Raw genomic sequence first — 12,335 nt, forward strand, 5'->3', positions numbered from 1 at the left:
CGCGGAAGAGGTTGAAGACGACGGTTCCCGCGATGAAGAGGATCGCGAGAGAGGCGAGGCCCAGCAGACCCACGAAGAAGAGTTCAAGCGCGACGAGATCCATGGCTCCACTCTATCCTCATCGCGGCGCGACGCGCGCGTCAGAGCGCGGCGAGCAACGCGAGCCCGAAGCCGGCGGACACGAGCCCCATCACGATGAACGCGCCCAAGACGCTGGCCGAGACGCGGAAGATGAAGCCCTGCGCACGCCCGCTCAGCACCTGGACGGCGAACGCGGCGATCAGGCAGACCCCGAGGCCGACGCACAGCCAGACCGCCTGGACGGCGACCGGCGCGAAGATGCCCACCACGACGGCGATCACGGCGCCGAGGCCCCACACCGCGATGATGGCGGGGAACGGGGATCGCGGAGCGAGCTGCGGAGCGGACATTCCCCCATCATCCCAGACCGGAGCGCCCACGGCACGGTCATACTCCGCGTCGGTCCCGACCCCTCGCTCCGTCTACCATGGGGAGAACTCCCCGGAAGGCGGACAGCATGGCGAACCTGCTCGTCCTCAGCTCGACCGAGGGTCCGGCCCTGCCGGCCCTCGAGCTCCTCGGGCACGCCGTCCGGACCATTCCCGCGACACCCGCGCAGTTGGTCGCTGCGCCCGACGCGGACCTCGTCCTCGTGGACGCGCGCGGCGATCTCGTCGCGGCGAAGTCGCTGTGCCGGATCCTGCGCACCACCGGCCTGTCCAGCCCCCTGATCGCGATCGTCACCGAGGGAGGACTGACCGCCCTCTCCGCCGACTGGGGCGTGGATGACGTCCTGCTGCCGACCGCCGGCCCCGCCGAGATCGACGCCCGCATCCGGCTCGCGCGTGGCCGCGCCGCCGCGGCCACGGATCAGATTCCGACTCGAGTGAGCACGTCCGGCATCACGATCGACGAGGCGTCCTACTCGGCGCGACTGCACGGCAAGCCACTGGATCTGACCTACAAGGAGTTCCAGCTGCTGCACTTCCTGGCCACCCACCCGTCCCGGGTGTTCACCCGAGAGCAGCTGCTGAGCGAGGTGTGGGGCTACGACTATTTCGGTGGCACCCGAACCGTCGACGTGCACGTACGACGGCTGCGCGCGAAACTCGGCGACCTCGAGCAGGTGATCGGGACGGTGCGCAACGTCGGCTACCGCTTCGACGCCGCCGAGGACGACCCGTCCACGGCCCCGGCCCGCGCGTGATCGCCCATCGACCACCCTCTCGTTCACCCGTCGGTCACCCGTCCCTGACATGATGAACACATGATCGACACCGCGATCCCCGATGCGGGCCTCGGCGACGACGACGATGACTTCGACGCCTTCGCTCTCGACACCGACGCCCCCTTCCCCGATGACCGCTACCTCGACCGCGAACTGAGCTGGCTCGCGTTCAACCAGCGCGTGCTCGAGCTCGCCGAGGACCCGACCGTTCCCGTCCTGGAGCGGTCCAACTTCCTGGCGATCTTCGCCAGCAACCTCGACGAGTTCTTCATGGTCCGCGTCGCGGGTCTGAAGCGGCGCATCGTCACCGGACTCGCGGTCCCCACGAACGTCGGCCGGGCACCGACGGACGTGCTCGCGGACATCTCCGCGGCGGCTCACTCGTTGCAGCTGCGTCACGCCGAGACCTGGTCGCAGTCCGTCCGCCCGGCGCTGGCCGAGGCCGGCATCGACGTGGTCGGCTGGGCCGATCTCGACGACGACGAGCACGAACGGCTCACCGAGTACTTCCAGGCCCAGGTCTTCCCGGTCCTGATGCCGCTGGCCGTGGATCCCGCGCACCCGTTCCCTTACATCTCCGGGCTCTCGCTCAACCTGGCGATCCGCGTGCGCAACGCGCGCACCGGACGCACCGAGTTCGCTCGACTGAAGGTGCCGCCGATGCTGCCGCGCCTGGTCGAGGTCCCCACCGAATCCGGGATCCGTTACATCCCCATCGAGGACCTCATCGCCAATCACCTCGGCGACCTCTTCCCGGGCATGGAGGTCGTCGATCACCACGCGTTCCGCCTCACCCGCAACGAGGACATGGTCATCGAGGAGGATGAGAGCGAGAACCTCATCCAGGCGCTCGAAGCCGAGCTCATGCGTCGCCGCTTCGGCCCGCCGATCCGCCTCGAGATCACCGACGACATGGACGATGTGACCCTCGAACTCCTGGTCAAGGAGCTCGACGTCACCGACCAGCAGGTCTATCGCCTGCCCGGCCCCCTCGATCTGCGCGCGCTGTTCTCCCTTTCACGCATCGATCGCCCGGACCTGCACTACCCGCCGCACCTGCCCCGCACCGCGGTGGCGTTCCAGCCGGCGGAGCAGAACGGCCGTGCGGACCTGTTCGCCGCGATTCGCAAGGGCGACGTCCTCGTCCACCACCCGTACGAGTCCTTCGCCACCTCGGTCCAGGCGTTCCTCGAGCAGGCCGCCCGCGACCCGCACGTCCTGGCCATCAAGCAGACGCTGTACCGGACCTCCGGCGACAGCCCGATCGTGCAGGCGCTCATCGACGCGGCGGAGGCCGGCAAGCAGGTCCTCGCCCTCGTGGAGGTCAAGGCGCGGTTCGACGAGGCCGCCAACATCGGCTGGGCTCGGCAGCTGGAGAAGGCCGGAGTCCACGTCGTGTACGGCCTGGTCGGCCTGAAGACGCACTGCAAGCTGGCCCTCGTTATCCGCGAGGAGGACGGCGTGCTGCGCCACTACAGTCACGTCGGCACCGGCAACTACAACCCGAAGACCTCGCGGCTGTACGAGGACTTCGGCCTGTTCACCACGGACGCGCAGGTCGGCAAGGACCTCACCCGCCTGTTCAACGAGCTCAGCGGGTACGCGATCGAGAAGAAGTTCAAGCGCCTGCTGGTCGCCCCGCTGCACCTGCGCAAGGGGCTGCTCCGCCTCATCGACAAGGAGCGTCGCAATGCTCAAGCCGGCAAGCCCGCTCGCATCCGCATCAAGGTCAACTCGATGGTGGACGAGCAGATCATCGACGCGCTCTATCGGGCCTCGCAGGCGGGTGTCCCGGTGGAGATCTGGGTCCGCGGCATCTGCAGCCTCAAGGCCGGCGTCCCGGAGCTGAGCGAGAACATCACGGTGCGCTCCATCCTCGGCCGATACCTGGAGCACTCGCGCATCTTCACGTTCGAGAACGACGGCGACCCGCAGTACTACATCGGTTCGGCCGACATGATGCACCGCAACCTGGACCGCCGCGTCGAGGCGCTGGTGCGGGTGGTCGCCCCGGCTCACCACAAGGAGCTGTCGGACCTGTTCGACCTCGCCATGGCGGACACGACGAGCTCCTGGCACCTCGAACCGGACGGCGAGTGGGTCCGGCACAGCGTGGACGCGGAGGGCAAGCCCCTGGTGGACGCGCAGGATGCCACGATGGCGGCGATCGCACGGCGCCGCCGCGTCCGAGCGGCGCGATGACCGAGTCCGCGGTCTTCGCGGCCGGCGCCGTCGTCTGGCGCATGGTCGGGCAGAAGCTGCACATCCTGGTCATCCACCGCACCAAGTACGCGGACCTGACCCTGCCCAAGGGCAAGGTCGATCCCGGCGAAACGCTCGCGGAGACCGCGGTGCGCGAGGTGTACGAGGAGACCGGACTGCACGTCGTGCTCGGCGCACCGGTCGGCATCTCGAAGTACCGGCTGCCCAGCCGCAAGCAGAAGATCGTGCACTACTGGTGCGCCGAGGCGACCGAAGCCGCCGTCCGGGAGTCCCACTTCGTCCCGAACAAGGAGGTCGCGGGGCTGGAGTGGGTTTCGGTGAAGCGCGCCAAGGAGACGCTGAGCTACCCGGTCGACCGCGAGATCCTGACCAATTTCGAGAAGCTGATCCGCGAGGGCGCGCTGCAGACCTTCCCCATCATCGTGCTGCGGCACGCGAAGGCGCTGCCCCGAGCGGAGTGGACCGGAACGGACGCCGACCGACCGCTCACCACGCGCGGGGCGAAGCAGGCGCGGCAGATCGTCGGACCGCTGCGCGCATTCGGAGTGCGCCGCATCGTGTCCTCCCCGGCCGTGCGATGCCTGTCCACCGTGGAACCCCTGGCGACGGAGCTCGGCCGCGAGACCCACCCGGAGCCGCTGCTCAGCCAGGACGCGTTCGAAGCCGGCACCGCCGATGTCCGCACCGTGATCGGCAAGCGGGTGCGCAGCCGCAAGGCCGTCGTGCTGTGCAGCCACCGTCCGGTGATCCCGACGATCTTCCGGGAGATCTCCCTCGCCACCGGGACCGTCGAGGGCCGCTACCTGCGGGACGCGGCAGAACTCGCGCCCGGGGCGTTCAGCGTCGTCCACGTCTCGGCCACGAACCCGGGCTCGGGCATCGTCTCCATCGAGACGTACGAATCGCACGCCTGACCCGGCGCGACGTTCGATGCCCCGCCTGACCGGGTGCGTTCGGCGTGCCCGGAGTTCGTTCACCTGCCGTTCACCGGCGTTCTGACAATGGTTAAGAGTCCACGCTTACCGTCACGTGTGTCCCCGCACCGGGGCGATCATCCAACCAGCGAAGGATCCACCTCGTGAAGCTCACCCGTTTCGCCCAGATCGGTGCCGTCGGCACCATCGCCGCCCTCACGCTCGTCGGCTGCGCCGCGAACGAAGGCGGCGGTTCCACCGGTTCGTCCGCACCGACCGGTGACGCGTCCTCGGCCGCCGTCCCCACCCTGGACGGCACTCTGAACGGCATCGGCTCCTCTGCCCAGGGCACCGCGCAGACCACGTGGATCGCGGGCATCCAGGCGGCCAACTCCGGCCTGACCATCAACTACGACCCGCAGGGATCCGGCGCCGGTCGCAAGAGCTTCATCTCGGGCGCGGCGGACTTCGCCGGTTCCGACGCGGCGCTCAGCGACGACGAGCTCAAGAGCACCTTCGCCTCCTGCGCCGAGGGCTCCAAGGCCATCGATCTGCCGGTCTACATCTCCCCGATCGCCGTCGCGTACAACGTCGAGGGCGTCACCGACCTGAAGCTGGACGCGGCGACCATCGCGGGCATCTTCGCCGGCAAGATCACGAAGTGGAACGACCCGGCCATCGCCGCGCTGAACGACGGCGCGAAGCTGCCGGACGCCGCGATCACGGTCGTGCACCGTTCGGATGACTCCGGCACCACGTACAACTTCTCCGAGTACCTGGCCGCCAACGCGCCCTCGGTCTGGACCGAGAAGCCCTCCCAGACGTTCCCGTTCCAGGTCGGCGATGCCGCCAAGGGCACCTCGGGGGTCGCGGAAGCCACCAAGAGCGCGAAGAACTCGATCGCGTACATCGATGAGTCCGGAGCGGCCGGCCTGTCCGTGGCGGAGCTCAAGGTGGGCAGCGACTTCGTGAAGCTGTCCGCTGACGGAGCTGCGGCCGTCGTCGCCGCCTCTCCGATGGTGGAGGGTCGCGAGGCGAACGACCTCGCGATCAACATCAACCGCAAGGCGGACGCCGCCAACGACTGGCCGCTCGTGCTGGTCTCCTACGTCATCGCCTGCCAGGAGTACAAGGACGCCGCCAAGGGCAAGCTCGTCAGCGGGTACGTGCAGTACGCCGCGAGCGAGGCGGCGCAGTCCGCAGCCGCGTCGCAGGCAGGCTCGGCTCCGCTGTCCGCGGACCTGTCGAAGAAGGTCATCGAGGCCGCGGCGACCATCAAGTGATCACGGCCCCGCCCGGACCCCGCACGACGGGGGCCGGGCGGGTCGTATCCCGAAAACATGAAGGACATTCGGTGACCTCGACCACAGCCCCCGCGACGCCGGCCGGCAAGGCCAAGATCCGTCTCGGCGATCGTGTCTTCTCCACGACCACCGTCGTCTCCGGTGCGCTGATCCTCGCGATCCTCGCCGCGGTCGCCCTGTTCCTGATCGTGCAGTCGATTCCGGCGATCCTGGCCGGTCCCGGCGAACTGCCCAACGACGCGAGCAACTTCTGGGTGTACGTCTGGCCCCTGGTGTTCGGCACCATCTGGGCCGCGTTCCTGGCCCTCCTGATGGCCACGCCGCTGTCCATCGGCATCGCGCTGTTCATCTCGCACTACGCGCCGCGCCGCATCGCGCAGGTGCTCGGCTACATCATCGATCTGCTCGCCGCGGTGCCGTCGGTCGTCTTCGGCCTCTGGGGCATCACCACGCTCGGTCCGTTCGTCGCCCCGCTGTACGCCTGGCTCGCCGAGCACGTGGGCTGGTTCCCCCTGTTCACCGGACCCGCCTCCGGCACCGGCAAGACCATCCTCACGGCGGCCATCGTGCTGGCCGTCATGGTCATCCCGATCATGACGGCGATCTGCCGCGAGGTCTTCCTGCAGACGCCGCGGTTGCACGAGGAAGCCGCTCTGGCCCTCGGCGCCACCCGCTGGGAGATGGTGAAGATGGCCGTGCTGCCCTTCGCCCGCAGCGGCATGGTGTCCGCCATCATGCTCGGGCTCGGCCGCGCGCTCGGCGAGACCCTCGCGATCGCGATGGTCCTCTCCCCCGCCTTCGTGGTGAAGTTCGCGGTGCTGCAGGCGCAGAGCCCGAACACCATCGCCGCCAACATCGCCCTGCAGTTCCCCGAGGCCACCGGAATCTCCGTGAACGCGCTGGTCGCCTCCGGCCTGGTGCTGTTCGTGGTGACGCTGCTGGTGAACATGCTCGCCCGCGCCATCGTCAACCGCCGCAAGGCCTTCTCGGGAGCGAACTGATGACCGTCACGCTGGAGGCCCCCTCCGCCCCGACGCGCAGCGTCTCACTCACCGCGGGACAGCTGCCGAAGTGGTCCCCCTGGGCGCTGCTGGTCGGCTGCTGGATCGCCGCCGGTGCGGTGTTCGCGATCGTGCAGGCGACGAGCGGCTCGGACTCGTTCAACCTCGTCGGCACGCTGTTCTTCGGAACCCTCGTCTTCGACGTGCTGCTGTTCGCGCTGTCCTGGATCGTGGAGGGCTCCCGGCGGGCGAAGGACCGGCTGGTGACCTCGCTGGTCGCGACCGCCTTCATCGTCGCGCTGCTGCCCCTGGTGTCCCTGGGCTGGACGGTCATCGTCAACGGCGTCGGCCGCTTCGACATGGCGTTCTTCACGGAGTCGATGCGCAATGTGATCGGTGACGGCGGCGGCGCCCTGCACGCGATCACGGGAACCGTCATCGTCACCCTGCTCGCCGCGGTGATCTCCATTCCGATCGGCCTGCTCACCTCGATCTACCTCGTCGAATACGGCCGGGGCGCGCTCGCGAGGGGCATCACGTTCTTCGTCGACGTCATGACCGGCATCCCGTCCATCGTCGCGGGTCTGTTCGTCTACGCACTGTTCGCTCTCATCGCCGGACCCGCGGTGCGCAACGGCTTCATGGGAGCGGTCGCGCTGTCCGTCCTGATGATCCCGGTCGTGGTGCGTTCCAGCGAGGAGATCCTGCGCCTGGTCCCGAACGAGCTGCGCGAGGCGTCGTACGCTCTCGGTGTGCCGAAGTGGCTGACCGTGCTGAAGATCGTGCTGCCCACATCGCTGGCGGGCATCACCACCGGTGTCATGCTCGCGATCGCGCGGGTGATCGGTGAGACGGCACCGCTGCTGATCGTCGCGGGCTTCACGACGAGCATGAACTACAACGCCTTCAGCGAGCGCATGATGACTCTGCCGGTGTTCGTGTACACGCAGTACTCCCAGGCCGCCGGTGCGTCCGCCGATGCGCAGATCGCCCGTGCCTGGGCGGCCGCCCTCACTCTGATCATCATCGTGATGCTGCTGAACCTCGTCGGTCGCGCCATCGCGAAGATCTTCGCCCCGAAGTACGGCCGCTGAGCCGGAGACAAAGGAAATCATGTCCAAGAGCATCGACGTCAACGACCTGAACGTGTACTACGGCGACTTCCTCGCCGTCGAGGGCGTGTCCATCAACATCGAGCCGCGCTCGGTGACGGCGTTCATCGGTCCGTCCGGCTGCGGCAAGTCGACCTTCCTGCGCACGCTGAACCGCATGCACGAGGTCATCCCCGGCGCGCACGTGAAGGGCGAGGTGCTGCTGGACGGCGCGAACCTCTACGCCCCCGGCGTTGACCCGGTGATGGTCCGACGCCAGGTCGGCATGGTGTTCCAGCGCCCGAACCCGTTCCCCACGATGTCCATCCGCGAGAACGTGCTGGCGGGCGTGAAGCTCAACAACCGCCGGATGTCCCGCAGCGACCAGGACGCGCTCGTGGAGGGCTCGCTCACCGGCGCGAACCTGTGGAACGAGGTCAAGGACCGCCTCGACAAGCCCGGCTCCGGTCTGTCCGGCGGTCAGCAGCAGCGGCTGTGCATCGCCCGCGCCATCGCGGTGTCCCCGGACGTGCTGCTGATGGACGAGCCGTGCTCCGCGCTCGACCCGATCTCCACGTACGCGATCGAGGAACTGATCGGCGAGCTGAAGAACCAATACACGGTCGTGATCGTCACGCACAACATGCAGCAGGCGTCCCGCGTGTCGGACAAGACCGCGTTCTTCAACATCGCCGGCACCGGCAAGCCCGGCAAGCTCATCGAGTACGACGACACGACGACGATCTTCACCACCCCGTCCGTGCAGGCCACCGAGGACTACGTCTCCGGCCGCTTCGGCTGATCTTCGCCGACAGCCCCCACCCCTTCCCGCCCTCTCGGGCACAGGGGCGGGGCACCGGCACGACACGCCGCAGCTGATCTCTCAGCCGCGGCGTGTCGTGCTGACCTCCCAGCCGCGGCGGGCCGCCGTCCACCCCCGCCGCCGTGTCAGCGGGTCACGGAGACGGGGCACGTGGCGTGGCTCGTCCCCAGGGGCGGCGGGCGGCGGGTTGTTCGGCTCCGGGGGCGACCGGCTGAGGCGGACATCGTGGGCCGCGAGGCTGACGGTATGTGTGAGCACGAAGGCGATCGGGTTTGGCGATACCGTGACCTGCGTCGGGCGGGACTGACGCGCGGCGCGATCACCCTCTCTGTCGCGGCGGGGAGCCTGGTCCACCTCCGGCGCGGTGTGTACGCGTCCGCCGGGAGCTGCGCGGACGTTCGTGACGCGGCCCTGCACGGGGGCACCCTGACGTGCGTCACCGCCGCGCGGCATCTCGGGCTGTGGGTGTTGGAGGATTCGGCGCCGCACGTCTGGGTCCGCGGTCACGGCCACGCTCGCGAGCACGACGCCTGCGTCTGCGTCGCGCATTGGGACGGGGATGCACCCCGCCCCTTCCTCGGTCGGCCGACGCTCGTCCAGGTGCTCGCACAGATCCTCGTCTGCCGAGGCCCCGAAGACTTCTTCGTCGCCCTGGAATCGGCGCTCCGCCAGGGGCGGCTCACGGCTGCTGAACAGCGTCAGCTCTCGCGCACCGTGGACGCGGTCGGTCGCGATCTCATTGATTTCGCCCGCCGCGACGCCGACAGCGGCCTGGAGTCACTCGTCCGCCTGCGACTGCGCCACCTCGGCCTGCCGATCACGACGCAGGCTTCCATCACCGGCGTCGGCCGCGTGGACCTTCTCATCGACGGCCGGCTCATCGTGGAGATCGACGGCAAGCTCGGCCACTCCGATCCCCGCTCCCGACACCGCGATCTCCAGCGCGACGCCACGGCCGCGATCTGGGGTCTGCGCACCCTCCGGTTCGACTACGCGATGGTGATCCACGACTGGCCGACAGTCGAGCACACCATCCTTGCGGCCCTGGCCTGACGACACGGTGCCGGCGCCGCGAGCCGCCGAGCACAGCGGCGGGGGGGGGCGGGGGCAACCCCCCCCCCCGCGCCGGGGACCCCCCGGGGCGGGCGGCAGCCCCCCCCCCCTGCTTGGGGGCTCGCACATAGGGGGACTTTACCTGCGGGTGGGAGTAGCGGTGTGGGCCGACAGTCGAGCACCCCATCCTGGCGGCCCTGGCCTGACGACACGGTGCCGGCGCCGCGAGCCGCCGAGCACAGCGGCGGGGCTCGCGGGCAACACGCCGCTCCCGAGGCCGGGACACCCGGCGTGTCGGGCGGCAGCCCCGCCGCTGTGCATGGGCCCGCGAGCTGGGGGTCAGTCGCGCGGGGTCAGGAGGTAGCGGTTGAGGTCCGCGGTCAGGGCATCATCCACCGGCAGCTCGGTGCCGTCCACCGCTGTGATCGGCGCGGCGAGGCGGACCGAGGAAACGAGCCACGCCGCATCCGCCTCTGCCAGTGCCGTCGCCGGCAGCTGCTCGTAGGCCACGGAGTGTCCCTGCGATTCCAGGAAGGCGAACACGCTGATCTGGGTCGTGCCGTGGAGAATTCCGGCTCCCGGTTCCGGCGTCACGAAACGGTCCCCCATGCGCAGCACGACGGACGCCGTCGGCGCCTCCAGCAGGACCCCGTCAGAGGTGACGAAGACGGCATCGTCCGCGCCGCGCTTGTGCGCCTCTCGGATCGCGGCCATGTTCACCGCGTACGACAGCGTCTTCGCCCCGAGCAGGAGCCACGGCGCGCGCGCCGGCGCGCCGCTGTCCATTCCGCGGTCCAGCGTCACGACGGTGACGCCCTCGGTCCGGGCCAGGCTGAAATCGGCGGCGGCGGACACCGTGGCCCACGCCGTCGGCGTCGGCCCGTGCTCGACGCCCCGACTGAGGATGAGCTTGATCACGCTCTCCCCGGTCGGGCACTCGCGTGCCGCGCGATCGATCGCCTGACGCCACTGCACCGGGTTCGGCTCCGGCAGGTCGCACAGCTGCGCGGAGTGGGCGAGACGCTCGAGGTGTGGACCGACCTCCTGCGCGTGCCCGTCCACGACACCGATGGATTCGAAGATCCCATCGCCGCGTTGCGTGCTCAACTCGCCGACGGACAGGGCCGGTGCAGACGGGTCCGTCGGTGTGAACGTCGCGGCGAAGTCGTCCCGAAGTTCATCGGCGGAGGCGGGATCGATGAGCAGAGCGAAGCGCGTCGTCATCCCTCGAGCCTAGGGCTCACGAGGCCGGAAACGGAAAGACCGGGCCGCAGAGAACGCCTCTCGGCGGAAGGCCGCTCGCAGCGGCAGAATTTGGAGCCCGGGGTTACTGCGGCCCGGCCATCCGAGTCTAACGCGGACGGCGCCACCGGATATTCCCACGGGCATCGCCCGCCCCACGGCAACCGGGGGAAACGTCCCGCCGGTGAGCCTCTGCGGGCGGTACGCTCGGAACGTGACTGAGCGCGCCCCCGTTTCCCGCAAGCTGTCCGCCATCGCCGAATCCGCGACCCTCAAGGTCGATGCCAAGGCCAAATCGCTGCAGGCGGCCGGGCGGCCGGTGATCTCCTACGCCGCCGGCGAGCCGGACTTCGCCACACCGCCGTTCGTCGTGGACGCGGCCGCGGCCGCGTTGAGCGACCCGAAGAACTTCCGGTACACCCCGGCGGCCGGGCTCCCGGTCCTGCGTGAGGCGATCGCCGCGAAGACTCTCCGCGACTCCGGACTCGAGGTGGACATCAGCCGCATCATCGTGACCAACGGTGGTAAGCAGGCCGTGTACCAGGCCTTCCAGGCCGTGGTGAATCCCGGTGACGAGGTGCTGCTGCCGGCGCCGTACTGGACGACCTACCCGGAGGCGATCAAGCTCGCCGACGGTGTGCCGGTCGAGGTCTTCGCCGGGTCCGCCCAGGAGTACAAGGTCACCGTCGAGCAGCTGGAAGCCGCCCGCACCGAGAAGACCACGGTGCTCGTCTTCGTCTCGCCGTCCAACCCCACCGGCGCCGTCTACACGCCGGAGGAGACCGAAGCCATCGGCCGGTGGGCGCTGGAGCACGGCATCTGGGTCATCACCGATGAGATCTACCAGAACCTGACCTACGACGGCGTCCGCGCCGTGTCCATCGTCGAGGCCGTGCCGGAACTCGCTGAGCAGACCATCCTCGTCAACGGTGTCGCCAAGACGTACGCGATGACCGGCTGGCGCGTGGGGTGGATGGTCGGTCCCGCAGACGCCATCAAGGTCGCCGGCAACCTCCAGTCGCACCTGTCCAGCAACGTGAACAACATCGCGCAGATCGCCGCCGCCGCCGCGCTGAACGGGCCGCAGGACGCCGCCGAGGAGTTCCGGCAGGCGTTCGACCGTCGCCGGAAGCTGATCGTCGGCGAGCTGTCGAAGATCGCCGGCTTCACCGTCCCCACCCCGCAGGGCGCCTTCTACGTCTACCCGGACGTGACCGGCGTCCTCGGGCGGACCTGGCGTGGCCGGACCCCGACCACCAGCCTGGAGTTGGCGGATCTCATCCTCGAGGAAGTCGAGGTCGCCGTGGTTCCCGGTGAGGCCTTCGGCCCGTCCGGCTTCCTGCGTCTGTCGTACGCGCTCGGCGACGAGGCGCTGCTGGAGGGCGTCCGCCGCCTGCAGGAGCTGTTCTCGGCCTGAGCACCAGCGCGATGAGCG

The 12,335-nt window shown here is 69.3% G+C and carries 11 protein-coding genes; 9 read left to right on the top strand and 2 right to left on the bottom strand.

Annotated features, from left to right (window positions below; all coding sequences use genetic code 11):
- Positions 1-140: 140 nt before the first annotated feature.
- Positions 141-431 (bottom strand): hypothetical protein, encoded by a 291-nt coding sequence (locus tag BN1193_RS10495; protein ID WP_040166251.1) that lies wholly within the window; start codon positions 429-431, stop codon positions 141-143.
- Positions 432-538: 107 nt separating this feature from the next.
- On the opposite strand from BN1193_RS10495, the gene BN1193_RS10500 reads away from it, so the two are divergent.
- From BN1193_RS10500 to BN1193_RS10535, 8 genes are all read left to right on the top strand, one after another.
- Positions 539-1,228 (top strand): response regulator transcription factor, encoded by a 690-nt coding sequence (locus BN1193_RS10500; RefSeq protein ID WP_040166253.1) that lies wholly within the window; start codon positions 539-541, stop codon positions 1,226-1,228.
- A 60-nt stretch (positions 1,229-1,288) separates the two neighbouring features.
- On the top strand, positions 1,289-3,451 hold the full coding sequence (locus BN1193_RS10505; RefSeq protein WP_040166255.1) for an RNA degradosome polyphosphate kinase: 2,163 nt from the start codon (positions 1,289-1,291) through the stop codon (positions 3,449-3,451).
- Positions 3,448-4,386, top strand: a complete 939-nt coding sequence (locus tag BN1193_RS10510) for an NUDIX hydrolase (RefSeq protein ID WP_040166256.1) — start codon at positions 3,448-3,450, stop codon at positions 4,384-4,386. Before BN1193_RS10505 ends, BN1193_RS10510 begins: the two co-directional genes overlap by 4 nt.
- Positions 4,387-4,550: 164 nt before the next feature.
- The gene (gene pstS / locus BN1193_RS10515; protein ID WP_040166258.1) at positions 4,551-5,669 is read left to right on the top strand and encodes a phosphate ABC transporter substrate-binding protein PstS; all 1,119 of its coding nucleotides are present in this window, start codon (positions 4,551-4,553) and stop codon (positions 5,667-5,669) included.
- Between the two features lie 71 nt (positions 5,670-5,740).
- Positions 5,741-6,691, top strand: coding sequence for a phosphate ABC transporter permease subunit PstC (pstC, locus tag BN1193_RS10520; RefSeq protein WP_040166259.1), 951 nt, complete (start codon positions 5,741-5,743; stop codon positions 6,689-6,691).
- Positions 6,691-7,785 carry a phosphate ABC transporter permease PstA gene (gene pstA / locus BN1193_RS10525; protein ID WP_040166261.1) on the top strand — a complete coding sequence of 365 codons (1,095 nt, stop codon included), beginning with the start codon at positions 6,691-6,693 and terminating at the stop codon, positions 7,783-7,785. Before pstC ends, pstA begins: the two co-directional genes overlap by 1 nt.
- Positions 7,786-7,804: 19 nt before the next feature.
- Complete coding sequence (pstB, locus tag BN1193_RS10530; RefSeq protein ID WP_040166263.1) at positions 7,805-8,584, top strand: phosphate ABC transporter ATP-binding protein PstB; 780 nt, start codon at positions 7,805-7,807, stop codon at positions 8,582-8,584.
- A 267-nt stretch (positions 8,585-8,851) separates the two neighbouring features.
- Positions 8,852-9,658 (top strand): endonuclease domain-containing protein, encoded by an 807-nt coding sequence (locus BN1193_RS10535; RefSeq protein WP_040166265.1) that lies wholly within the window; start codon positions 8,852-8,854, stop codon positions 9,656-9,658.
- Between the two features lie 339 nt (positions 9,659-9,997).
- Here BN1193_RS10535 and BN1193_RS10540 read toward each other — a convergent pair whose 3' ends face one another.
- Positions 9,998-10,882, bottom strand: a complete 885-nt coding sequence (locus BN1193_RS10540; RefSeq protein ID WP_040166267.1) for an aminodeoxychorismate lyase — start codon at positions 10,880-10,882, stop codon at positions 9,998-10,000.
- 232 nt (positions 10,883-11,114) lie between these two features.
- On the opposite strand from BN1193_RS10540, the gene BN1193_RS10545 reads away from it, so the two are divergent.
- Positions 11,115-12,317: a pyridoxal phosphate-dependent aminotransferase gene (locus BN1193_RS10545; protein WP_040166845.1), complete on the top strand. Its 1,203-nt coding sequence runs from the start codon at positions 11,115-11,117 to the stop codon at positions 12,315-12,317.
- Positions 12,318-12,335: the final 18 nt, after the last annotated feature.

Origin of the sequence: Microbacterium gorillae, assembly GCF_000826185.2 — a bacterium.
Lineage (GTDB): Bacteria > Actinomycetota > Actinomycetes > Actinomycetales > Microbacteriaceae > Microbacterium > Microbacterium gorillae.